Consider the following 26,058-nt stretch of genomic DNA (forward strand, 5'->3'; position numbering starts at 1 on the left):
TCGCTAAAAAATTCACCAGTTCTGGCTGTATCAGCCGGAACTGGTGTTATTGGCTTAAAACAGGATTAATGCTACTGTCGCAGTGACAGAATACTGTCTGCCAGTGCCTGACCAAGGCGCTGATAACCACTGGCAGTAAAGTGAACGCCATCACCGCGCGCCAGTCCCTGATTTATCCATGATTTCATACTGCACTTGCCGCCCATAACTGCCTGCCAGTCCCAGTAGAGAATATGCTGGCTTTGAGCCACTTCTTTTTGCATTGTCTGTAATTCAGTTAGTTTTTCCGGGCGTACGCCACAGGAACCGGCAGTACTTTTCAGGCTTTCCGGCGCGCCCAGAAGCATAATGGCGCTATTGGGTGAAGCAATGCGAATCTGGGTAATTGTCTCAAGCAGATTCTGCTTAACTGTTTCGATTTCTATCCCGTTATAGGCTTCATTTGTGCCAAAGGCCAGAATAATCAGGTCTGGCGCAATCACATTCAGCTCCTGCTGCCATGCCTCTGTATTCCAGCGGTTCCACTGATTGAGCTGAAAACCGTTAATTCCCAGTGCAGAAAACACTACTCCCTGCCGGTTTTGATTTCGTGCCCACCAGCCGCCGATAGCAGTCTGAAAATTCATGCCTGCTTTAATCGTAATCGGAAAACGCGCATTAAACTGGCTGAAATGCCACTGATTATCTTTAGGCTGTGCAGAAAGCAAAATCTGCTGGCCGTTACTGTCGGTAACTGTTAAATCTTCATCGTTCTGTCCCTGTCGGATACTGACAATAACCGTTTGCTCTGCTTCGGGTTCACGGGTTTTGATGGTCATCACCGCACCGACAGAGGGGGTAGCAATCAGGCCACCAAGGGTATAGTTCTGGCTGGTTTCAGTGCGGCTGGATACGGCTTGCCAGCCCTGATTCTGATAGGTAAAGCGCGCCAGCCGCATACTGGGAAACTGCGTGGGCATTGCCCAGCCGGGGCCACCATTGCCCAATTGCTGTTGCAGACGCACACGTGCGGCGTTGGTGAGGTAATCTGCTGCGGTGTGAGAATCGCCCAGTTGCACAATGCTGATGCTTTTATTCTGTAAAGCCTGAGCCAGTTGTGCATTATGGTTAGCCTGAGAAGATAAAGGGGCACGATTGTGGCCAGATTGAACCGGAGCAGGATCGGCAGAGCAGGCCATTATCCAAAGACAGCAGCCCAGAATGGCAAAATGTTTTTTAGTGTACATTTGATGTATCGTTTTCAACAGGCTGTACCGGTAGGTTAAAGCGGTTAAAAATGTTTCTGGCAATGATTTTCTGTCCTGATATTGTGAAATGAATACCATCCGCACTACGGGTTTTGATTTTCTTTCCATCAGCTTCAGTAACTGTATCATTGAATCCATTACCATTGCTACCGAGCATAGCCCGGGTATCAACTATATAGCCGTGATTTTTGCTTACTTCATCGGCTGTGAGCTCGCGCAGGTAGGCCATTTGTTCGTTAAGCTTATTGCGACGCATATCCGGTGGCGTAAGCCATAAAACAGTTACCTGATGCTGCCGGGCTGTATCCATAATGGTTTTAATCCGGCTGCGGTACATACCTTCCCATTGTGCAGATGCAAAGCTGATGAAACGGCTGCCGTTACGCGGGTCGGGAATATCCCACGGGTCATTCGGGCCGAGAAATATTACCAGTATCTTGATATGCGGATGCGTATCCAGAGTATGGGCAATGGTTTGCGGCCAGTTAAAAAAGCTGGGGTAGCTAAGCCCGGTACTTTGCTTGCTCAGATTAATGGTTTTAATACCATAATCTTCACTCAGCCATTTCTGCACATGTGGTGCCACACCTTGCATCAGTGAATCACCGGCAAAAAATACTTCATCGCTAGGCGTGAGGGTAAAAGCTGCCTTAATACTGTTTTCTCTGGCTGCTTTTTGTAGAGCCAGTTGGCGTTGTTGTTCGGCCAGTTGTGCCTGTTGCTGTATTCTGGCCCTGTCACTTTCAGCGTAAGCATAATGCTTATTAAAAGCAGTAATAATATTGTGGTTAGCTGTGGCAATATTCTGATTAAGCCAGTCGATACCATCATTAAGCATCATGCCTGCCTGTGCGCCGCTTTGCCACCAACGCTGCTGTTTCAGTTTTGATAAAATACTGTTCTGATGATAAGTCTGCTGATAATAAGCCGCTACCGAATCTTGCATCAGCCATAAGGAAACACTGGCAGTAATCACTAAAGCAAGAAAAACAAAGCGAAATTGCTGCTTGTTGCTTTTGTCTACCTGTACTTCAGTTTTCGGTTCTTCACTGACTACTACCATAGGCAAGGTGGTGACTGTTTTCAGGCTAACCACAGGCATGTACTCAAACTGGCTGTATTTTCTTTGCTGGTTGTGGTTTTGATAAGAAGGCAGACGACGGTATTTAGAAGTTGGCATAGATAAATCCCGGGATACCAGTCGGCGCGCAGATTAATACCAGAACCAGCAGCAGCAATAAAGGGAGGATCAGGCTGTAGCGAGGTAAGGTATCAGCACGCTCATATAACAGGGTGATGAATTTTGCCAGCAATGGATACAGTATCCATGCCAGTAACAACAGGCTAAAAAAGTAAAATGGATTGGTGCTCAGTGGCACATTAATATGGTTGTATAGCAGCGCGTGTAACAGGAGTAAGGCATCATTAAGGGTTGGCGCACGGAAAAAAACAAAACAGAAGCACACAAAATGTACCGTAAGCACAATACTGATGATTTTGCCAGCCTTGCCGCTTTTGCTCAGGCCGTTGCGTGCCTGCTCCAGCGTGCAGTGACGCAGGCGGGAGTGCAGTAAGTCGCCCAGATTGAGCAATATCATGCCGGCTCCGTGTAAGAATCCCCAAATGAGAAAATGCCAGCCATTGCCATGCCAGATGCCGGATAAGGCCATGGCAACCAGCAGATTGAGCTGAGTACGTGTTGTACCGTGCCGGCTACCGCCGAGTGGAATATAAATATAGTCGCGTATCCAGGTGGACAGGCTGATGTGCCAGCGCAGCCAGAATTCACGGATATTATGAGCCAGTAGCGGCGCGCGGAAATTTACTGGCAGACGAAACCCTAGCAGCAGCCCTATGGCCACCATCAAATCACTATAACCGGAAAAGTTGAAAAAAAGCTGTACGGTATAGCCGTAAATGGCCGCCAGTATCTCCAGACTCTGATACTGCATCGGATTGGCAAATACCGGATCAACCCAGTTGTCGGCAATCCAGCCTGATAACCACCAGTTTTTCATCAGTGCCATGACTATCAGAGACAGTGCCACAGTGGGCGCCAGAATCCGGCGGCATTGCTGAGTGTGGATTTGCGTTACCATGCCGCAGGGCTTGCCGGATATATCAGTTAGCCCGCGTGCATCATAGGCACGTGCAATCGGGCCGGCTGTAATGGTAGGGAAAAATGCCAGATGCAGAGCCAGAGCGGGCAGGGAAAGATGCCTGCTCTCCGGTTGCCCTTTGCTGCGCGACTGATACAGGGAAACCAGATAGCTGATTGCCTGAAATGAATAATAGGATATGCCCAGCGGTAATATAACGCTCGCCAGCCAGTCGGAATTCAGTCCGAATGTATCTAGGCTGTTGCCCACCGGGGTACGGAAAAAATCGAAATACTTCCACAATATCAGATTCAGCAGGGTAATCGCACATCCGGTTATCAGCCATATTTTTGGCTTGCTACCGTGATTAATCCGGATGGAAGTGGCGTAAATGAATACGGTGAATACCAGTAAGGTAGTCAGTGCCTGTGCTTTGCCGCTCAGATAAACAATGAGATAGCTAGTACACAGTAAAAGCAGATTTTGTAGCTGCGGTTTGGCACTCAAAAGCCAGTACAGGCAGAAAAAGGCGATAAATGACAGGCCGAATTCGATGGAAATAAAGCTAAACATGAAGCAGATAAACAGTCAAAAGATAGTGATTGTTAAACCATGCCAAACAAGACTAATTAAAAAAGTTTATTAAAATCAGTTAATTAATGTTTATGCGTATGGGCAGACTACTAGTGAGTAAGCTATGCGCCTGCTGTATTCATAACAGGATTGTAATCGAATAATGATGTTATCCGGATGCTATTTATACGCTAAGAATTAATATTCACACATTATGAATTCAAACCCGCATATTCAGACAGAGTAAGGGTTTGCTCTGGTTTTACGCAGCTGAATCTGTATTCTTTTCAGTTAATCTGAATTGGCTGTAATACCCTTAATCCGATACTGCCATGCCAAGGTTAATTGCATCAATAAAGGGAAACGATATTTTACCCGTAAATGTGAAATATTGTAACGAAATTCATATATAAAATTTTGTTATCAAAATAAATTTAATTTAAGGATATAGCTATTGGTAGCTGGCAGGATGTGCAGAAAACTGTATGCTTTTTACCGTTTGTCTGCCATAAATGTTTCTTGGCGAAGAACTTTATTGAAACAGCGGTCGATTGTCTTTTTTTCTGCTATTATCAAATAAAGCTAGGTATTTATTATCTTGTCTTGCAAGAATTTTTGTCTTAGTAACAGGTTCTGGGATTCTCCGCTTGCAAACCACAGGCGCAAATAGGTTTGATTTTGACCATATGGCAGAGTTTAACCTGCGCCGATATTGGGCGATTAAAAAAAGGCTATCTATGCACGAACATAACCATACACATGAACACCATCATGATGGTGCACATCATCACCATATAGGTGCACACAGTGCAGATAAGCAGGTTTTACGCATTTCTCTGCTGGTTATCGGTGCATATATGGTGGTGGAAATTATTGGCGGTTACTTCACCAACAGTCTGGCTCTGCTGTCGGATGCTGGGCACATGTTTTCAGATGCGCTCGCGCTGGCACTATCCTTGATTGCGTTTCATCTGAGTGAGCGTCCGGTAAATCAGCGTCAGACCTTTGGTTATAAGCGCTTTGAAATTATTGCTGCCGCGGTGAATGGTATGGCGCTGATTGCGATTGCAGTGATGATTGTGTATGAAGCAATCGGTCGTTTTGTCAATCCACCAGATATTGCTACCCGTGGCATGCTGATTATCAGTGTTCTTGGCTTGCTAGTGAATATCGCTATTGCTTGGTATATGTATCGCACTAGCGAAACCGAACATAACGTCAACATGCGCGGTGCCTTTTTACATGTATTGGGCGATTTACTGGGTTCTGTGGGGGCAATCGTTGCAGCCATACTCATGATGCTGTTTGGCTGGCGCTGGGCTGATCCGCTTGCCAGTATCGTGGTGGCCTGTCTGATTGCCTACAGTGGTATTGGGATTCTGAAAACTACTCTGCGCATTCTGATGGAAGGTACGCCAGATGCCATCGAACTGGAACAACTAAGCAACATTATTCTGGCTATGCCCGGAATTGAAGCTGTGCATGATTTGCATGCATGGACGATTACCAGCAATATGAATGCTTTGTCCTGCCATATCGTAGTCGATGGTGCATTAACGGTTACCGAAGCTGAAAAACTGGTGAATGAACTGGCAGAAATACTACTTCAGCATAACATCCATCATGTAACTGTACAGACAGAAAGTACTGCCCATACGCACAGCAATAACCTGTTATGCTGTATGCCATCGGGTGCTCACCAGCATGCACATTAATACAAAACATACGGATTATATACTGGATAGAAAATCATGATTAAAGCAGTGTTATTTGATTTGGATGGTACGCTTGCCGATACTGCGCCGGATTTGGGCGCCGCCCTCAATCGGGTACTGGAAAAGCAGCATTTGCCGCCTAAAAGTATGGCGGAAATTCGCCCAGTTGCCAGCCATGGTGCCGCAGGGCTGATTAAGCTTGGTACGGGGATGCAGGCAGACAATCCGGAGTTTGCTGCTTTAAGACAGGCTTTCTTGGCAGAGTATGAACTGCACTTTACCGAGCAGACTGTACTGTTTGGCGGTATTGACGAAGTATTACAAAAACTGGCTCAGCAGGGTATAGCGTGGGGTATCATCACCAATAAACCGCATGTATTCACCGATCGTCTGGTACCGAAGCTGGGTTGCAGTATTGCGCCAGCAGTGGTGGTAAGTGGCGATACCACCAGTGCGCCCAAGCCAAGTACCGAACCGATGCTGTATGCCTGCCAGCAGATAGGTGTGGCTCCAGAAAACTGTCTGTATATTGGTGATGCGGAACGTGATATGCAGGCCGGACGCAATGCCGGCATGATAACCGTACTGGCAAACTGGGGCTATATAGGTGCCGAAGACAACACAGCAAGCTGGCCGGCAGATTATATTATCGAGCAGCCAAAAGAGATTCTCGAACTACTGAAAAAATAACTTTTAACTCACAAGGGGAAATAGCATGAAAACCATTGGTTTACTGGGTGGCATGAGCTGGGAAAGCTCTGCCCAATATTATCGTATGATTAATGAACAGGTGCGCTATCGTCTGGGCAGCACACATTCAGCCCAAAGCATCATGTTATCCGTGGATTTTGCGGAAATTGAAGCATTACAGCATCTGGGACGCTGGGATGAGCTGGCCGAGAGCATGTGTACGGCTGCGCGCCAGCTGGAGCAGGGGGGTGCCCAATGCATAGTGATTTGTACCAATACCATGCATCGCATGGCCGAAGAGGTTCAGAACAGTGTAAACATCCCGCTGCTGCATATTGCCGATGCCACTGCACAGCAGATCTGTCGCCAAAAACTCCATAAAGTAGGCCTGCTGGGAACGGAATTTACCATGAAACAGCATTTTTATAAGGGGCGGCTTACCGATAAATTTGGCTTGGAGGTGCTGATTCCGAATGATACAGATTGCCAGACCGTACATAAAATCATTTATAACGAACTGGTATCGGGTGTTATCCGTGAAGAATCACGCCAGCAATACCGGCAAATCATTCAGCGTCTGGCTGATGCCGGTGCAGAAGCGATTATTCTGGGCTGTACCGAAATTATGCTACTGGTGTCGCAGGCTGACAGTCCGGTTCCGGTATTTGATACTACTGCTATCCATGCTACTGCCGCAGTGGACTGGGCTTTGGCGGATGAACAATAAATGCGCAGCTTTTTTCCGATATCGTAAAAGCTGATATAAAGCCAACACAGGTGGCCATTATCTGCTAATGGCCACCGTTTTTTATCGTTTTCAGGCTGAGTCAGTCAGACGGTTACGCAGCCAGCGTACAGCCGCTGCTATTTCGCTGGCACACAAACCTATGGGGCCGGTTTCATTGGCCGCAAGGATGTCGGCGGCGGCACCATGTAACCACACACCAGCGAATACCGCCTGTTCCGGCGGTATTCGCTGAGCCAGCAAACTGCCAATAATACCCGCGAGCACATCACCACTACCGGCTGTCGCCAGTCCTGAATTGCCGGTTTCATTTTGCTGTATCCGTCCATTGGGTGAGGCTATCAGGCTTTGATGTCCTTTCAGCACCACCCATGCACCATATTGTTCGGCCAGCCGGCGCACAGCCTGATGGCGGTTACTTTGTATTTCACTGATTGTGTAATGCAGCAGGCGTGCAGCTTCGCCCGGATGCGGCGTTAAGATAATGTTTTGCTTATTCTGATTGCTGGTCAGCAAGGCTGGCTGTTGTGCCACCAGATTGAGTGCGTCGGCATCCAGTAGCATGGTAGTGCTGTTCTGTTGCAGGCATTCGGTCAGCATGGTTAAAGCAGAGGTATCAGTCCCCAGGCCACAGCCAATCACCCATGCAGTAATATCTGAGCGTTGCAATAGACGGCCTGCGGTACTAAGCATGATTTCTGGCTGTTGAGCCAGTAGGGGCATTGGTAAAGCCGGCTGGTGAAAGCCAAGCCATACCTTGCCGCAGCCGCAATGCAACGCAGCCATCCCAGCCAGTGTAATCGAGCCGGCCATTCCTTCAGAACCGCCCACAATTGCCAGCGTACCAAATGTGCCTTTATGGCTTTGCGGCGAGCGTGGCTGGCACAGAGCTGGAAAATGTGTATGTGCCAGTCGCCGCCATTGCCTCAGCATATCTTTATCAATCTGAAATCCGTTCATTGCATGCTCCCTGTCATTACAGCTTACTGCGATCGTAAAGTATGTTCCCGTTGATAAGAATCAATCCCATTTATAGCAGGAGCTGATCCAGCAGGGCATTTTTAAGCCGTAATTGCTGCTGGGTATCGGCTAGCTGGGGGGCATACACCAAAAAACTGTCTTCCACACGTTCATCCAGAGTCATGATTTTGGCAAAACGGATACTGATGTTCAGTTCGGATAAAACGGCGGCAATATTGGCCAGTAAAAATCGCCGGTTGGCCGTGATAATGTGCAGGTTATACCAGCCGGTATTATCTTCTTCATCGATGCTGATACGTGGTGCAATTGGCATATGGCGGCTTCGCCGGCTCAGGCTGGCCGGATTATTAGTAGGCATCGGCAGATGACCATTAACAAACTGATTGAGAGCCAGCTCGGTTTTATTCTGAATAGCCAGATAATCGCCCGTATTGAGCCCCGGGGGAAATTGCAGAATAAACGTGTCGAGAATAAAGTTGTGCTCGGTAATATAAGCACGGGCAGTCAGGATATTCATACCGGCCTCACTGAAAACAGAGGCCAGCTCGGTAAACAGTTTCGGGCGATTAGGCATATACACCATTACTTTTAAAGTATCGGTGTCTGGCAGTAGCTGGCTGTGTGCCTGCGCCTGCTGTTCATAATTAATAATTTTTGACAAATGCCACAGAATATCCTGCCACTCATGGCGGGCAAAATAAGCCTGCCCCAGAATGTGCCACAGCTCGCGTTGCTGTGCTTCGCTGATATGATACTGACTTAATTCATGCATTGCCTGCTGCCGACGGTCGAGGATGGCCGTTTGCCGGTTACTTTGTTTACCGCTCAAATGGTGCAGTGCAGCTTTATATAATCTTTCCAGCAGACTGGCTTTCCATGAGTTCCAGATTTTCGGATTGGTACCACGAATATCAGCTACGGTAAGCAGGTACAGCGCAGTCAGGCGCTCAACCGTTTTTACCTGTTTGCTGAATCGGGCAACCACTTCCGGGTCCTGAATATCTTCCTTTTGTGCTGTCATCGACATCAGCAGATGCTGTTCCACCAGCCACGCGAGTAAATCACTTTCTTCTGCATTCAGAAAATGATCTTCAGCAAAACGCTGTGCATCTGGCACACCCTTTTGCGCATGGTTGCCACCACGCCCTTTGGCAATATCATGAAACAGCGCTGCCATGTATAAAATATGTTTATGCGCAAAGGTATGCATCAGGGTAGAAGCAAAAGGCAGCTCATGGCTGTGCTGCTCCATGGCCAGACGCCGCATATTGCGCACAACCATTAATATATGGTCGTCTACCGGATAGATATGAATTAAATCATGTTGTAGCAGACCAACGATTTTTCCCCATGCAGGCAGATAGCGTCCCAGCACCCCATACAGATTGATAAACCGCAGTAAATGGGTTAGCCCGTTGCCATGCCTGAAAAAATCGGCAAAGCATTTGCGGTTGACCGGATGCTGATAAAACGCTTCATCAACCAGCTGGTGTGCTGCCGCCCACCAGGCACGCAAGGTTTTGGGCGCGAGGCCAGTAATATCACTGTGTTTCTGAGCAATGCGCAGAATGGTAAAAATATGCTCCGGTTTCTGCCAGAAAAGTTCAAGGTCATGTACTGCCAGCATATTGCCAACCTGATAATAATGCTGGTCAAGTTCCACTACCACACGGGGGAGTGCAGCATAGACACGGTCGCGCAGCATCGGCACCAGAATACCACTGAGCTGTTTTACCCCTTTTAGTGCACGGTAAAAATCATGCATCAGTTTTTCGCTGGCGCGTGAAGTGGCATCATCAACGTATCCCAGATTCTGTGCCACCTGTGTTTGCAGATCGAAAATAAGCCGGTCTTCTGCCCGTTTGGCAGTCAGATGTAGCTCAATGCGGATTCTCGCCAGCTGCTTCTGGCAGCTAAGTAACAGTCTTGCTTCAGTGCGGTTCAGAATTGCTTTTTTCATCAGTTCATGAATCTGCGGCGGTAATCCCTGCACCTTAGCCAGCCACAACAGCGTATGAATATCACGTAAACCACCCTGAGTGGTTTTTACATTCGCTTCCAGCAGGCTGGCTTCTCCTGAGGCCTTGGCATAGCGCTGCCATTGTTCCAGTATTTTACCTTCAATAAAAGCGGCTACATCACGTTGCAAATCGAGCTGATGGATAAATTCTGCTGCCAGTTGCCGCTGGCCGCACAGAAAGCGGCTTTCCAGTAAGGCAGAGTCGCCCGTTAAATCCTGCCGCGCACTTTCACATAATTCCTCAATCGTGCCCACCTTTGGTGCTGGCTGTAAGCGCATATCCCATAATATCTGCACAAATGCGGCAATCTGCTGTTGCAGGTCGTCATCAATCACATTTTTGCTGACAATAGCCATATCCATGTCGGAATATGGATACATCTCGCCACGCCCGAAACCACCTATAGCCAGTAAACACAATTGCTGTCCGGCAAAAAATTCCTGCCACAGCATTGTCAACACTTCAGTAATAATCTGGGTATGCTGCCGAAAATACACAAAAGGATGCTGGCGTTGCCGGTACATCTCAGCAGCAAGTTGCTTGTGCTGATATAATCTATCCGACAATTGGGTAACAAGCGCTGAGGCAAACATAATTAATAGCCGCTGGATTGGGATTGACGATAAGCATTCTGTAACGGGCGGATCTGATTCAGTCTTGCCTGATCTATAGCCTGAGCAATCTGCTGCGAATCAGCCGTAGTACGGGCAATTGCGGCTGCATCAATATCCAGCGCCGCCGACTGCATGGCCAGCCAGTGCCGCTGTTGTGGGTATTGCTGCTGTTCAAATCCCAGCCGCCCGCGTATATCCGCCACACATACCCGTAAAATCTGGGCAAAACGTTGCGGGCGGCGCAAGGCATCAGTCTTTTTCAGAATATCCAGTACCGTTTTCGGTTTGAGCTGGCTCACACTGTGCAGCCTGATATGATAACTGCAAACCAGCAATGCTAATTGTGCACAGGCTTTGGGCACCTGCCAGCGCTGGTTTACTGTCTCCACAGGCTTGATTCCGGCCTGATCGTGTCCGGGGTGGCTTGGTAATTTATCAGCTGGTGTCAATGCTTTGCCCAAATCATGGGTAAGGGTAGCGTAACGCTCTTCCAGCGAATAGTCATGTTCGGCAGCATACTGCAAGCACAGTAGCGTGTGCTCACCAGTATCTATTTCCGGATGGTAATCAGCCCGTTGCGGTACGCCAAACAAAGCATCTACTTCTGGCAGAATAATCTTCAGTGCTCCGCAGGCGCGCAGAACCTCTATCATCAGACGTGGCTGCTTTTCCATCAATCCTTTCGCCAGCTCCTGCCATACCCGCTCGGCAACCAGTGCATTTACCTCGCCATTGGCCACCATCTGGCGCATTAATGCCATCGTTTCATCCGCAACCCGAAACCCGTAGCGGGCTGCAAAACGGGCTATACGCAAAATTCGCACCGGGTCTTCCGCAAATGCCGGGCTGACATGGCGCAAGATACCGCGGCGTAAATCAGCCAGACCATTGTAGGGATCGATCAGATTGCCTGCTGCATCTTCTGCCATGGCATTGATGGTTAAATCACGCCGCTGCAAATCCTGTTCCAGCGTGACATCAGCGGCTGCATGAAAGGTAAAGCCACCATATCCTGCTGCCACTTTGCGCTCCGTGCGTGCCAGCGCATATTCTTCATGTGTTTGTGGGTGCAGAAACACCGGAAAATCCTTGCCAACCGGCTGATAGCCAGCCTGTAACATATCTTCAGCACCGGCACCCACCACCACCCAGTCGCGGTCAGCCACTGGGCGTTGTAAATACTTATCCCTTACCGCACCACCAACTAAATAAATTTGCATATCAAATGTATCAATCAAAAACAGAAGATCATTGTGCCGTAGTCTGGTACAGTTGTTAACTGATTTTTCCACCGGCTTAGCTGGCTATTGACAGAAAAACAGAATCATTAGGCCAGCCAGATTCAGTGACGCACAGAAAATAAAACGCTCTGCGTACAGGCAGAGCGTTGACATTGCATGATGATTACATCATCAGCGCAGGCACAATCATGGCCAAACCCGGCAAAATTGGCACTGTAGAAAAGGCAACAATCAGCAAACGTTTAAACATTGTCTCCTGCTGCTTTTCATCCGTAACACTTACTACCAGCGTACCGGCAATATGAATCGGATTAACCACACTGAGCATAGCCGGAGCGGCGCAGGCCATTATAATCAGTGAAATTTGCGGAGATTCGCCAAAAATGGTGAATACCATCGGAATCATCAGGCTGATTACGCCCAAGGTAGAAGACTCTACATTACTCAGGAACGTAGTCAGGTAAGCAAGCATAAACAGCAGGGCGATTTTACTGCTGGTCAGACTTAACAGCCCATGTTCAACTGCATCCATGGTATTTATCTGCATCATGGTACCAATGAGAACCAGCAAGCCGCTGATAACCACCACTGCATTCCAGGGAATTTTTTTCACAAAATCCTTACTGTTTTTGGGGAAAAACAGCATCAATACCACAGCCAGCGTCAAGGCAGTCAGGCCGACATTGGCTTTAGCAAATACCACCAGTAGCAGAAAAATCAATACGGCAATCGTAGAGCATATTGCATAAAATGGTTGTAACTGATGAGTATCACAGGTTTCCTGCTTGATTGGTTTAAGCAGCAGAAAACCCTTTACAGGCTTGTCAGTATTATCTGCATCAACCACTCTTTTTTCATGAAACACAATCTGTAAAGCAATGACAAACAGAATACTGATTACTGTACCCAGCAGCCACACCAGCCACGGGTTATACTCCACCTGTGCTTTTTTAGCCGCATCGAGAATTACCTGACCGGTAGGATTAATCGGCGACAGTGCACCCGTATTGGCACCAATGATTGCCGCCATTTCACAGATAAAAAACAGTCGGGGATGTTTTCTGCCTAAAGCCGCAATTACTGGCACCAGCAACGTAATCGAAGCAGTAGAAAAGGCGCCGGCTGTTGAAATAGCAAATCCTATAAAATAGCCAATCCACGGCACAACATGAGTATAGTGCCCCATTTTGGCGTAGACCTTATCTGTAAACCAGCTCAGACCGCCGCTTTTTTCCAGATGGGCAAATAATAAAGATACTCCGATTAACAGCGTGACAATAGCACCGGGAAAATGATGCAGAACCTCCTTACTGCTCAGTACCATCCCTGTAGCGGAACTATCTGCAATTTTAGCAGATGCCATAACCAACACTGCTGTAGCACTAAACCCCAGCAAACCTATATTGACATGTCGCCAGACAGCCAGAATCAAAATCACAACCAATAATACGAGCGATAATACTTGTAGTAAGTTCATAGATAGTCCTGATTTGTTATCGTTCTGAAAAAAATTACGCTGAAAATCGTAAAATAATCAAACAGAATTTATGTTTATTTTGAATTAAGTGATACTCTCTTTCCTTATAGTTCAGTGGATTCTTAACTTATCATTTATAGCGTATTTACTGGATTTTAACAAACAAAAATTAACTAAATTGACATATTTGTTATGATGAATGCTACTGTTGAAGTATGGCGGTGAAATAAAGTATAGGATATATGTTTATATAAAATAAAAGAAAAAATTTTATTTAATGATATTTTGTTTCCGGAGAAAACAGAATGTGCTTATCAAAATTATTAATGCTTATACACATAAACAATATATGTATAAAATTGTTAAATGCAGCGATTAGCACAAACTCTCCACATCATTGCCGATAAGCATAGCTGTGCCCGGAATAATCGGGAAGGTTAAAAAGCAATTATCAAATTGGTGCCCGTAAATCGCAGCTTGCTACTCAGCGGCATAACAAGCCACCAGCACACTCGCTATACCAACCAGAGTTATCACGCTCAGCAACAACACTAGAAGACATTCCGCCATAAGCAGCGATAAATGCCCAGTGATCCAAAATCATAAAAATCTTCGGCCTTATCTGGCTAATCAGCCTGATAGCAGACGATTTCACATTATTCAGATAGAAAAGATAACAGAATTAGCTGGTTAGTAGTCATGCTGAGCAGGCTTTCATCTGGCACCTGTAACTTGGATATAGCACTATCGTACCGCTAAAAACCAGTATTGATATAAATATACTTTACGCCATGAAGTAGGTAAAAATATTAATCAGGTAAAACTAAATTCATGCGCTGTAAGGCTTCTTCAATATCTTCATCGTGGTCTATACAAAAAAATTTAAAATCATTCGTTTTAGGAATTTTTTTAAAAATATCTGTTTTTGAAAATTCAACCAGTTGCTTCGTGAATAAATCAAGCAAACTATTGACGAAAGCTTTCCATGCACCATAATCGTCATCAACATCATTAGGATAAAGTTTATTAAAATAGTTTTCTAGTTCTTCCTCACTAAAAACGTATAACGTATCAAAACATTGATATTCCCAATCACCAGTATTGTATCTGAGTTGATAAATCGCCTCTGTTGTTCTGTAATTCTCAGCAAAATCCCCGTTTTGATATCTGTTTAATACTTTAGAAAAAGCATGTTCAGTATTAAAGCATAAATTAATTTCACCGTATTCAACGTTACAATCAAAAGCAAAAGCGTAAAATCTTAACTCAGGGTGTTGTATTAGAAATTGCTCAACCCCGTTAATAGAAAAATCAAGAATTTTTTTACTTATCTTATGGTTGTAGCTGACCAAATAATTATTCTCTCTCATTTTGGAATACTATTTTTATTAATTAATAATATATAATCAATTTCTAAGCAATCATTAAAGTGATTACAATAATCCCTCACTTCATTAATAAGATATCATATTTAAAATACTAATTGGTATATTGGTTTAGAATTGACATAAAATCAAAAGTATAAAAGAAAGTGGAATATTATTAATTAAAAAGCAGCCAATGGTAACAAATAGTTTATAGTACTAATACAGCGTTAATATGTTTAATAACAAACAGGGCTATCCGGTTGCCTGTTATTGTGCAGTAGTTACCAGAATAACAAATTATCTTTTAACAGCATGTATTACAAACAACCAGATAGCTTTCAACAAAAACAATCAATGCTTACTGTCTGGCGTTCTGTTCTTCAGTTTCCAGCTATTACCTGCATGCTGGGTAGGAGGTGCTTTTTCATGGTCTTTAAGCGTAACATAATTTTCCACACCATGACCATGCTGATCGACTTCCTGATAAATTCCGCCATTAGTGCCAGAATTATCACCGGGTTTCAGATTGCTCATATACCACTCCTTGTACAATATCTGCCGTGAAGCTACGGTAGGTTTATTATTGATTGTAATTTTAAATAATACAAGCACTTAACCTTAATTTAACTTGCCAGAATTAAATTAACAGCTACTATGGTTTAAAGTGAGTCACAGTATCTTCAGACACTGCCGGTTATCAGCAGAATATATTGACTCAGCCAGCCATTAATAAGCAAATAATTCCTTTATCGGCAACAAAAATAATCATTTATAAATAACTGATAGAAATGATTTAATTTTGCCTGCTGATTTTCATCACCAGAAAAGGCAATGATAAATAATAAAGCAGTTTTTAATTACCCTTGTAGCTTGTTATCCGGTATCCGGGTGATTTTCGGTTACAATAATCGCTTGCAAAGAAAAAAGTAAGGAAAAGTATGGCATGCGCTCAGGTGCGTGATTACCTGCAAACGCAAGGATTAAAAATATCAGCAGAAGAAGTACGGATGGCCATGCTGGCTGTACAGTCTGTATTGGAGCTGGCACAGGCTGAAATCGATATGTCTGTCTTATGGTATGAAGAAAACGGATTCAGTCTGGCACAAAAATTTGGCTTAAATACAGCAGTACTGCATCAGCTACAGCCGACTGATCTGTTTACTGTCAATAATAACAGTGCATATACATTGCGACAGATGTATCTCGCTTTAGATTCAATCGCAAGCCGCTATCATAACGATACCTTTGCTTTATATTTATACGAATCAGATGATGAAGCAGGGCAGTTATATCGATTACTGGCTCAGGGCAGCAAATTGCCGGCGAGAATTGAATGTGGACAGCAACAGGTACAGCAGTATTTATTTGCCCGAACGGCAACAACCGGCTGGCTGAATCAGGTAAATAACGTGCAGCAATGGCTGGCAGATGGCAGCTTGGTCGGTGAACAGGTTGGTGCTTCCCAGCTAGCCGTCCCCGTAACCAGCGAGCAGGGGCAGATATTGGGTGTGCTGTATACTACTCATCAGCACGATAATGCCATCACTGAAGCCGAACTAATCGACTGGATAGCTATGGCCATTGTTATCACACCGTTGCTGCAAAATCTGCATAACGCCAGTACAGCACTCATCAAGGGATAAATATCATGACAACAACACATCAAAACCAAATTAAAGACCATAGCCCAGTGCGTTTTATTGCTTCCTGCCGTTTACCAACGCAGTGGGGTGAATTTACCATGTATGGATTTGAAGATGTGCGCAACCGGCAGGAGCACGTAGCACTTACCGTAGGTGATATTGCTAGTGGTGAAGCTGTACTTGGACGAATTCATTCTGAATGTCTTACCGGCGATGCCTTATTTTCCAAGCGTTGCGATTGTGGGCCGCAGCTTGAAGCTGCTATGAAAGCTGTGCAGCAGGCAGGACGTGGTGTGATTGTTTATTTACGTCAGGAAGGCCGCGGCATTGGCTTACTGAATAAAATCCGTGCCTACAAGCTTCAGGATGAAGGACTGGATACAGTTGAAGCCAATCTGGCTTTAGGCCTGCCGGTAGATGCACGCGATTTTGCGCTGGCCAAAGACATGCTCGACTATCTTGGCGTACAGTCAATCCAGCTAATGACCAATAATCCGCAGAAAGTAACCACACTCAAAGCACTCGGTATCAATGTAGTCAATCGTGTGCCCTTACATGTTGGCCAGAATCCTGAAAACCAGCATTATCTGCACACTAAAATGGAAAAACTGGGACATTTTGCTAATTAAAGTCCAGACTAAAAGCTTATTTTTTTAATTATACCCAAAACAAACGGCTAGTATTAACTAGCCGTTTGTTTCAAGAGTTGAATTTAGCTGGTATAGCCTGTGTTAACTTCTCTCCATGACAACCGTTTGAACTTGATCGGGCATCTAGGTACATTAACAACCGAAGTTTTATTGCCATCTGTATCAGTAACTTCTAGTGATCCTCGAGTGCATGCATCCGGTGGGATAGATGATCGTATCAATGGAGACTGTGTTCCATTACCGCCTATATCATATGGACTGACACCAGTACCTATTACGTTAGAACCATCAGATGCTGTGGCACTATATAGTCCCTCGATAGTCAGTACGACATCAAACGGGATGTTCGTCCAACTAATATGCGGATCAGTTTTTTTCAGTCTTGCGCCCGTTTTAACATTGTACTGTATTACGCTACTGTAAACTTTGCTTTCCTGTTTGCGTTCAGTTGAGTCACAAGGATCGACCAAATCATCATCTTTTTTGACTTCATATTTTCGGGAAAAAACAACCCCAGTATAGGCAATTGTAATAGGTTTGGTTACTACGCGCTCACCTGTACCACTTTCCAGATTGAAATACCAGCCCTTGTGTTGTCTTGGGTTAAACGGTTTTTCCGAAAGTTGCCGATAGCCACCACTAGCAGTTAATTCTTGTTGCAGCAGAGTGCTTTTTGAAATCTCGGTCGGATTTTTGTTAGTCAGGTCGTCATAGATACCATATACGGTCTGTTGCTCTTTACTTGTTAAATCAGACTGATAAATATCACTGCCGGTACCGAAAGTAATAATGACATCCCAATTGCTCAAAGGATCGTTATTATTTGAATTATTGTTCTGTGTCTTTTTAACCATCGTGACACCTGGTGCCGAAGTGATGGGTGCGCCGGCTGAAAATATTTTGTGCACAGTCCAGTCAGCAGGATCAGGTGATCTCAGGTCAAAACGGTATAGATTACCACCATAATCACCAGCATAAGCCACATCTGCGACACCATCGCCATTAATATCAATTACTGTCGGGCCAGAAAGTCCACCAGTACGTTTATTTGATTCGTCTGCTTCTTCTGATTCGTCTTTATCAGATGAATTCAGCTCCGGCACCAAAGCAAGCTTGGCAATCAGATCACCTTTTCTGAAGCCAGTTTTCCTGTAGCCATCCGTACCGACATCCACACCAAGAATATCGTAAATATAAAGTGCAGACTCTGAAGACAGGGAACCCGCATTATCGCTACCCAGCGTAGAAGAATAATTATAGCCATTACCGATAAACGCAGCTTCACGGATATGGTTTTCTACAGCAGTGGCAGAGGCGCCGAGCTCTTCATTTACTCGTAGCCTTGCTATAGCAGGCGTACCCACGGTAAATCCAAAGTAATTGTTTTGTCCGGTAGGTGTCTGGAATAGGGATACGTCATTATACCAGCCAGAGCTGCCCATATTATCTACGGCAATTGGCTGACGGGAAACCAGATCCTTGCCGCCGATATTGATTGCAAATGCGCCACGCCCGGCCTGCCCCATGGTTGATAGCATAAATGTTTGTTGCGGACGCGGTTTTCCCTCTTTATCATTACTCTGTTCAGTTTGCTGTGCTACCATTCCTCCATTTAGAAGGAAACGATGCGGATGCTCACTGTTTTTGCCATAGTTATTATCGGTAAGGTATTTATAATAGTGAGCAACCAAGTCAGAGCCATCATTGCTTTGGCGTTCAATCCCCATAGGCATGAAGTTAAATTTTAAATCGTAAAAATGCGTTTTATCATTGGTAGCGCGGAAAACATATACCATGCCATCATTGGCTGAAGTAATCATGTATTTCAGAAGGTTACTTCCCTCATCCTTATTACCCGCAGTGATGATTGGATTATCAATGATGTCGCCCATATTTCGGGTTTCACCAAATCCGGGCATGGGTGAGGTGCCACGTTGACGGTAGTCAAGCACAAAGTCATCGTTTTTGATGGCGTCATCCGGTTTGGCGCGGCTAAGCCAAGTCAGTAACCCATTTACCCATTCTAACTGATTTTTGCCATTATTACTTATCTTAAATGTATCATTATTTAAGCCTGCCAGACTTCCTGAATACAGATAGGTTTTAGTACCATCATGCAATAATAGCTGGCGGTTATTAAATGAGGGCTCTACGCATTTGTTGTTGTTTTTCTCATCAGCTTTATCTTTTATAGGGCGAATACAGAGTTTAGTACTCCATGAGCCGGATTCAATCATGGCTGTAATTGATAAGTTGCTCTGATCGGAGCGAGATACAGCTACGGTTGGCGCAGTAGCAGTAGTATTTGTTGTAGAGGTTTCGGCGGATCCTTTAATTGATTCGAAGATTTTTTTAAAGGCTTCCTCAATTTCTTTTTGAGTGTTGGTGTTAAAGAAATGACCGGCATTTGGGCCTGGCTGGGCTCCGTTTTCCAGATATGGAATAGCTAACTTACCTAACTTGCTGTTTTTTTCGCCTAAACCCGCCCCAATAGTAAATGTTTCAGCCGTTTGCTCAAACGGCTTGCCGCCATTCAAAGGGTTAGGAGCATTCCATGCTTTCCCTGCCTTATCGGTAGGGCGTTTTGGAACATTAATAACATCACTAGCATTATCGTTATAATAATTTCCAGCGTAAATATAAGGCCCGAAACTTTTTTCGTTTAATGTTTTGGTGTAGTACTGCAGACGATAGGGCGTGTATTGATCCTCGTCACGAAAGAATTTACGTCTTTCATCGCTGTTTCTCATTTTTTCATCAAAATCAAAATATCCATCATCAGGTTTTCGGGCATAATAAAATCTTTTAGCTTCACCATCAGAAAGCAAAATGATATAAGATTTCTGACAGCGATATTGTAATTTATTCATTACTAAATTTCTGGCCAAAGTCGGAAATTGCCGTGTTGTTGGTGTAGTGCCGTGAGTTGGCATATTTTTAATGAGATCAGTCAATTTACCGTATTCGGCAGAATCGGAAGTATCATAAAAAGTATTATAACGTGGATCAACGCCACCGCTATGCAGTGGGTGGAAAGCAAAATACATATTATCATGATGGTTTGCGACAATATCCAGCAAAACATCTTTTACCCCATCAATTTTTCGGTATGGCCGGCAATAATAACGGATATCATCGGTATTGGTTGGCCGGCTTTCATACCCACGATATTCACTCCATGGAGACCAAGCTACGGTTCTTCCTCGCGCATTTTTTCTTATGGATGTACGATGCCTACACCTGTATATATGTCCTGATTTAAGTCTTTCCCTCATACTGGCTGAATCGTCGATGAAAAAGGTAACATTGGGTTTGACACTATAAGCTTTAGTAATCGTAGATGAGTTTTGTAAATGCAGAGGAATATCGGCAAATATATTGGCTTGTGCCAATGCTGGCAAGGCAGGAAAAGTACTCAGCGCAGCAATAACCGCTGAAAACAGTATTTTCTGTCTTTTAAATTTGTTATTTTTTGTAAATTTATATTTGCGGCGCATGTTAGTTACTCTCCACTTGCATGTTAGTTACTCATCACTTTAAGTGTAACAACAATATTGGTTTATATAAAATACATATAACCTTTAAATGTTCTTTTTTATTATTACTCCTAAATTTATATTTATTCAAATAAAAAATTAAGCTTTTAATGTAAAATATTGTTTACCCGAATGAGTTATTAAATAAAATTAATTTATTTGGAATTTAATTGTTAAAATTATAAATTACTTATGGAATAAATTTAATTTAAGATTATTCTGTTGTAGATAATCTGTTTGTTATAATATTTCTTTTAAAATAATGAAATTATAAAATATTTGTCAATAGTATATATATATGACAATTGCTATTTAATAAATAATTGTTTATTTATTAAATTATAATATTTGATTGAAAATTTTTTAAAGATTTTAATTAACTGGCCATAAAAATATTATCTGAATCAATGATTGTTTTAGTTATGGTGTTGCATATTTGTAAAAATATTTCTTCTAAATTCATCATCTGAATTACCACAAAATAAGTGATTTTTAGATAATTCTGGTTTTGCATAACAGAAACCAAATATAAAACGGCTAGTATTAACTAGCCGTTGATTTCATAAATTGGAGTTAGCTAGTATAGCCTGTTTTAATTTCCCGCCATGATAAACGCTTGAATCTGATTGGACATTTAGGTACATTAACTGTAATCACATTACCCTCTGTATCAATACCTTCTACTGGTGCTCGAGTGCATTCTTCTGGTAGCTTGCGTTCTCCAGGAGGTACTAGTGGAAGTTGTGTCCTACTACCACCTATATCATATCGATTGGCACCAGCTATCGTGAAATTATATAGTCCTTTAATGGTTTTCACTGCACCAATCGGAAGCGTTGAGTCTAAATTAAAATGCGGATCAGATTTTTTCAGTCTTGCGCCTGTTTTAATATTATACTGTATTACACTACTGTAAACTTCGCTTTCCTCTTTGCGTTCAGTTTCCTGGCAAGGATCGGGCAATTTGTCGTCTTTTGAGGTTTTATATTTTCGGGAAAAGACAACGCCGCCATAGGTAATAGTAATAGGTTTGGTTACCACACGTTCACCTGTGCCGCTTTCCAGATTGAAATACCAGCCCCGGTTAACCTTGGGGTTGAACTCGTTTTCAGAAAGTTGGCGATAGTTGCCACTGGTGCTTAATTCCTGTTTCAGCAGAGACTGTTTTGAAACTTCAGTCGGTACTCTGTCATTCAGGTTGTCATAGATACCATATACGGCCTGTTGCTCTTTACTTGATAAATCAGACTGATAAATATCACTGCCGGTACCAAAGGTAATAATGGCAGTTAGATTATTCTGAGTGCTATTATTGTTATTGCTATCTGAATTATTATCCTGTGTATTGTTAACCAGAATAACACCAGGTGCTGAAGTGATGGGTGCACCGGCGGAAAATATTTTATGTACAGTCCATTTATTAGGATTAGGTGATCTCAGGTCAAAACGGTATAAGTTACCACTATAATCAGCAGCATAAACTATATCTGCGACATCATCGCCATCAATATCAATTACTGTGGGGCTGGAAAGTCCACCAGTATATTTATCTGAATCAGGATCCTGTACCGGTGCAAGCTTGGCAATCAGTTCACCTTTTTTGAAGCCAGTTTTTCTGTAGCCATCCGTACCGACATCCACACCAAGAATATCGTAAATATAAAGTGCAGACTCTGAGGAGGGGCTGGCTGCATTATTGCTGGCCAGCATGGAAGAATAGTTATAGCCATTACTGATAAATGCAGCTTCACGGATGTGGTTCTCTACGGAAATAGTGGAAGCATTGGGCTCTTCATTTACCCTTAGCCTTGCAATGGCAGGTGCTCCCACAGTAAATCCAAAGTAATTGTTTTGTCCAGTAGGCGTCTGAAACAGGGGTACATCATGATACCAACCGAAGCTGCCCATATTATCTATAGCAATTGCCCGGCGGGAAAGCAGGTCATTGCCACCGATATTGATTGCAAACGCACCGCGTCCTGCTTGCCCCATTGTTGATAGCATAAATGTTTGTTGCGGAAGATCATCTCCATTTTTATCTTTACCCTGTTCAGTTTGCTGTACCACCATTCCTCCATTCAGAAGGAAGCGATGCGGATGCTGGCTGTTTTTACCATAATCTTTATTGGTAAGGTCTTTATAATAATGGGCAACCAGATCAGAACCATCGTTGCTTTGGCGTTCAATCCCCATCGGCATGAAGTTAAATTTCAAATCGTAAGGATGCTGTGTGTTATTAGTAGCACGGAAAACATACACCATACCATCATTGGCTGAGGTAACCATGTATTTTTGCAAGCCGCTACTCTCATCATGATCACCTGCGGTGATGATTGGATTATCAATGATGTCGCCGATATTTCTTCTGGTTTCATCAAGTTTTCCATCGGCTAAGATAGTACGATTACGGTAGTCGAGCACAAAGTTATCAGTTTTGATGGCATTATCCGGTTTGGAGCGGCTAAGCCAGGCCAGTAAACCATTTACCCATTCCGACTGATTTTTACCATTATTGCCTATCTTAAATGTATCATTGTTCAAACCGGTCAGACTACCTGAGTACAAATAGGTATGGGTGCCATCGTTTAATAATAGTTGGCGGTTATCAAATGATGGCTGCGCGCTGCATGGGTTATTGGTTTTATCTTTTATTTCGCGAATACAGATTTTACTACTCCATGAGCCAGATTCAACCATGGCTGTAATTGATATTTTGCCCCGTTCTGATTGGGATATGGCCACAGTTGGTGCAGTCGCAGTAGTGGTGGTGGTGTTAGTTTCGGACTCGCCTTTAATTGACTTAAAGATTTCTTCAAAAGCACCCACAATTTCTTTTTGGGAATTGGCATTAAAGAAATTACCAGACGGCATGGCTCCGTTTTCCAGATATGTAATGGCAATTTGTCCTACTGCATTGGTTTTCTGACCCAGACCCACGCCAATAGTAAATGTTTCAGCCGTTTGCTTGAACGGTTTATTGTCATTCAGGGGATCTGGACCATCCCACGGTTGCCCTGCATTATCGGTAGTGCGTTTGTGAACAGTGGTATAAATTGTACTACCATCAGAATAGTAATATTTATTATCGTAAATATAAGGCCCGAAACTTTTTTCCTTTAATATTTTGGTGTAATGTTCCAGACGATGGGGCTTGTGTTCAGTCCGATAATTGCCGCCACGATTAAAGAAATCATATCTTTCCTGATTGGTTTTCCATCCGCTATCAAAATAACCATCCATTATGGTATCTGATCTGGCAACGGTGTTATCAGCCTCACCGTCTGAAAGCAGAACAATATATGATTTCTGACAGCGATACTGTAATTTGTTCATCACCAGATTTCTGGCTACAACTGCTATCTGCTGTGTAGTTGGTGTACCGCCGCCAGTTACAAGATCTTTGATGTGTGTAGTCAATTCATTATATTGTGCAGGATCTGAAGTATCATAAAAGGTATTATAGCGGTCATTGGTACCAAGTAGGGGACGGAAGGCAAAATACATATCATTACGGTATTTGGCCAGAATATTCAGCAAAACATCTTTTACTCCATCGATTTTTTTGAATTGCCGACATCTGTATTGAATATCATCGGTGTTGGCAGGTGTTTCCTGAAATCCATACTGGTATTCACTCCATGGAGACCATGCTGAGGTTGTTCCCTGCGCATTCTTTCTAATGGATGTACGGCTTCGGCATTTAATTGAATCCCCCTGAAGTTTTTCATTCATACTGGCTGAGGAATCAATTAATAAGGTAATATTAGGTTTGATACTGTAAGCAGTAGTAACCGTAGATGAGTTTTGCAAATGTAGCGGGATATCGGCAAATATATTAGCTTCTGCCAGTGCCTGGGTACTTAAAGCTCCTGCTACTGCAATAAATAGAAATTTTTTCCCTTTTCGAAATCTGCTTTTTTTATTGTTTATATTTAAAGTGCTCATAGTAAATTACTTTCCAGCATAGGTAAATATGGCAAATTGATTAAAATAATGTGCTATTAATGTGTTATACATAAATTATCATGATTATATACTATTTTATATATGTTAAATAAGATGTTATCCTGTTTGAATAATGATAATTTAAAATTATGTAATGGTGATTTATGTTTTATTTATATTTCTCTTTAAATGAATAATAGCTTCAATCTGGATTTAAATATTTGTATTTATTATTAATTATAGCCAAAATAGAAGAACTTTAATGTATTTAGAATACAAAATTGTATTTATAAGAAACCATACATTTATAAATTTATGTAATATATGAGAATAATTTATTTAACATAATGATTTTTCGATTAAATTATTCTTTTGTTCTTTTTGATATATTGTTTTTTATAAAATTATAATTATTGAGATAAAGGCAGGCAGATTAATTTTTGGTTATATGTAAATTAATGAAAACGAATAGCTGATTAGTCTCAGCCAGTTTATTTATTAGTTAATTTTAATAATCTGTTTTAATTTTTTATGAGGAGCAGCCGTTAAATCTGATGGGGCAGTATGACACGCGAACGGTTGTTTTTTCTTTATCAGTAGCAGTAATAACAAATATGATGAAGATGTACTTTCCAGAATTGTTTGTAATTTGAAGAACCAGCCTCGAGGCTTAAAGGAATTAAACGGTTTATTGTTTAGCTGGCGGTAGTGGCTGTTTTAGGTAACAACTTTTGTAAAAAACTTCCTTTGCTGATTTAAATCATTATCGATTGCGCATACGGTTTGCCGTCTTTATTTTCAGATCAGTCTGATAGATAGTGCTGCTAATAGCAAAAGTGACTATTGCAGTTGGGTATAAGCTTTAGTTATGGTGAATGCTGCTAATATTAGAACTTGCTATGCCTTTTGTCAGAAATGCATCTGGCACTGCTGTGGTTGATGCATCAAAGATAAAAATTTTATGCACTTTCCAATTCTCAGAATTTGATACATGCAAACCAAAGTAGTACAGATTAATCATGTAATTGCCGGCATATACGATATTGGTTATGCCATTATTATTTATCGCAATTACTATAGGGTTAAAGGTTGGCAGTGCTATTTGGTGCAATCAGTTTGGTAATCGGTTCATCTTTTTACATTCTGCTACGATATAGACTGTGGTGCCTACGTCTATGCCGGGAATATCATAAGTATACAATGCAGATTCTGGCGATGGTCTGCGGTAATATGCTGTGCCAGTGAAAGGAAGCGGTAATAGCCAATACAGATAAATGCAGTCTGACGAATATAATCAGTTATTGATGTAACCAAGGCACCTGCATTGGCTTTAACTGGTATACGGGCAATGGCAGGAATGCCGATAGTGTTGCCAAGCTGATTATTTTTACAGCTAAGTGTCTAAAATGAGAAGACATTTTTATGCCGGCTCTACAACTGCATTGTTTTCAGCCACTACGGCTCTGTCAGTAATGACATTATATCCACTGGTATTCCTGGTAAATGCACCACCT

General features: G+C 43.0%; 17 protein-coding genes. 5 read left to right on the top strand and 12 right to left on the bottom strand.

From position 1 onward, the window contains the following. Positions 1 to 71: 71 nt before the first annotated feature. From GYX26_RS08175 to GYX26_RS08185, 3 genes are read right to left on the bottom strand one after another with little or no spacing between them, the layout of a single operon-like run. Complete coding sequence (locus GYX26_RS08175; protein ID WP_174828842.1) at positions 72 to 1,226, bottom strand: GDSL-type esterase/lipase family protein; 1,155 nt, start codon at positions 1,224 to 1,226, stop codon at positions 72 to 74. Then, positions 1,216 to 2,427: an SGNH family hydrolase gene (locus GYX26_RS08180; RefSeq protein ID WP_174828843.1), complete on the bottom strand. Its 1,212-nt coding sequence runs from the start codon at positions 2,425 to 2,427 to the stop codon at positions 1,216 to 1,218. The genes GYX26_RS08175 and GYX26_RS08180 overlap by 11 nt, the downstream gene beginning before the upstream one ends. Continuing rightward, the gene (locus GYX26_RS08185) at positions 2,414 to 3,919 is read right to left on the bottom strand and encodes an MBOAT family protein (protein ID WP_174828844.1); all 1,506 of its coding nucleotides are present in this window, start codon (positions 3,917 to 3,919) and stop codon (positions 2,414 to 2,416) included. The genes GYX26_RS08180 and GYX26_RS08185 overlap by 14 nt, the downstream gene beginning before the upstream one ends. 737 nt (positions 3,920 to 4,656) lie before the next feature. On the opposite strand from GYX26_RS08185, the gene GYX26_RS08190 reads away from it, so the two are divergent. The 3 genes from GYX26_RS08190 to GYX26_RS08200 are packed head-to-tail and all read left to right on the top strand — an operon-like array spanning position 4,657 to position 7,051. Beyond that, positions 4,657 to 5,634: a cation diffusion facilitator family transporter gene (locus GYX26_RS08190; RefSeq protein WP_174828845.1), complete on the top strand. Its 978-nt coding sequence runs from the start codon at positions 4,657 to 4,659 to the stop codon at positions 5,632 to 5,634. A gap of 36 nt (positions 5,635 to 5,670) precedes the next feature. Next, a complete protein-coding gene (locus GYX26_RS08195) occupies positions 5,671 to 6,324 on the top strand; it encodes an HAD family hydrolase (protein WP_174828846.1) in 654 nt (217 codons plus the stop codon). Between the two features lie 25 nt (positions 6,325 to 6,349). Next, positions 6,350 to 7,051 carry an aspartate/glutamate racemase family protein gene (locus tag GYX26_RS08200; protein WP_174828847.1) on the top strand — a complete coding sequence of 234 codons (702 nt, stop codon included), beginning with the start codon at positions 6,350 to 6,352 and terminating at the stop codon, positions 7,049 to 7,051. 90 nt (positions 7,052 to 7,141) lie between these two features. Here the strand turns inward: GYX26_RS08200 and GYX26_RS08205 are convergent, their stop codons facing one another. The 6 genes from GYX26_RS08205 to GYX26_RS08230 all read right to left on the bottom strand — a co-directional run bounded on the left by GYX26_RS08205 (position 7,142) and on the right by GYX26_RS08230 (position 15,304). Then, a complete protein-coding gene (locus tag GYX26_RS08205) occupies positions 7,142 to 8,029 on the bottom strand; it encodes an NAD(P)H-hydrate dehydratase (RefSeq protein WP_174828848.1) in 888 nt (295 codons plus the stop codon). A gap of 70 nt (positions 8,030 to 8,099) precedes the next feature. Next, a complete protein-coding gene (glnD, locus tag GYX26_RS08210; RefSeq protein WP_238791260.1) occupies positions 8,100 to 10,664 on the bottom strand; it encodes a [protein-PII] uridylyltransferase in 2,565 nt (854 codons plus the stop codon). A 2-nt stretch (positions 10,665 to 10,666) separates the two neighbouring features. Next, positions 10,667 to 11,905 (bottom strand): multifunctional CCA addition/repair protein, encoded by a 1,239-nt coding sequence (locus tag GYX26_RS08215; protein ID WP_174828849.1) that lies wholly within the window; start codon positions 11,903 to 11,905, stop codon positions 10,667 to 10,669. A gap of 184 nt (positions 11,906 to 12,089) precedes the next feature. Continuing rightward, entirely contained in the window at positions 12,090 to 13,403 is a 1,314-nt protein-coding gene (locus GYX26_RS08220; protein WP_100091322.1) for an SLC13 family permease, read from the bottom strand. 809 nt (positions 13,404 to 14,212) lie between these two features. Then, the gene (locus GYX26_RS08225) at positions 14,213 to 14,773 is read right to left on the bottom strand and encodes a DUF4303 domain-containing protein (RefSeq protein WP_174828850.1); all 561 of its coding nucleotides are present in this window, start codon (positions 14,771 to 14,773) and stop codon (positions 14,213 to 14,215) included. Positions 14,774 to 15,121: 348 nt separating this feature from the next. Continuing rightward, complete coding sequence (locus tag GYX26_RS08230) at positions 15,122 to 15,304, bottom strand: hypothetical protein (protein WP_100137119.1); 183 nt, start codon at positions 15,302 to 15,304, stop codon at positions 15,122 to 15,124. Positions 15,305 to 15,708: 404 nt separating this feature from the next. On the opposite strand from GYX26_RS08230, the gene GYX26_RS08235 reads away from it, so the two are divergent. Then, a complete protein-coding gene (locus GYX26_RS08235) occupies positions 15,709 to 16,413 on the top strand; it encodes a hypothetical protein (protein WP_174828851.1) in 705 nt (234 codons plus the stop codon). 5 nt (positions 16,414 to 16,418) lie between these two features. Beyond that, positions 16,419 to 17,042, top strand: a complete 624-nt coding sequence (ribA, locus tag GYX26_RS08240) for a GTP cyclohydrolase II (RefSeq protein ID WP_100091326.1) — start codon at positions 16,419 to 16,421, stop codon at positions 17,040 to 17,042. Positions 17,043 to 17,125: 83 nt separating this feature from the next. Here ribA and GYX26_RS08245 read toward each other — a convergent pair whose 3' ends face one another. The 3 genes from GYX26_RS08245 to GYX26_RS08255 form a co-directional block, all read right to left on the bottom strand. Next, the gene (locus tag GYX26_RS08245; RefSeq protein ID WP_174828852.1) at positions 17,126 to 20,560 is read right to left on the bottom strand and encodes a PilC/PilY family type IV pilus protein; all 3,435 of its coding nucleotides are present in this window, start codon (positions 20,558 to 20,560) and stop codon (positions 17,126 to 17,128) included. 612 nt (positions 20,561 to 21,172) lie between these two features. After that, on the bottom strand, positions 21,173 to 24,544 hold the full coding sequence (locus tag GYX26_RS08250) for a PilC/PilY family type IV pilus protein (protein WP_174828853.1): 3,372 nt from the start codon (positions 24,542 to 24,544) through the stop codon (positions 21,173 to 21,175). A 1,173-nt stretch (positions 24,545 to 25,717) separates the two neighbouring features. Further along, entirely contained in the window at positions 25,718 to 25,858 is a 141-nt protein-coding gene (locus GYX26_RS08255; RefSeq protein ID WP_174828854.1) for a hypothetical protein, read from the bottom strand. Between the last annotated feature and the right edge of the window lie 200 nt (positions 25,859 to 26,058).

The sequence above is a fragment of the Snodgrassella sp. ESL0253 genome (assembly GCF_013344965.1).
Taxonomy (GTDB): Bacteria; Pseudomonadota; Gammaproteobacteria; order Burkholderiales; family Neisseriaceae; genus Snodgrassella; species Snodgrassella alvi_B.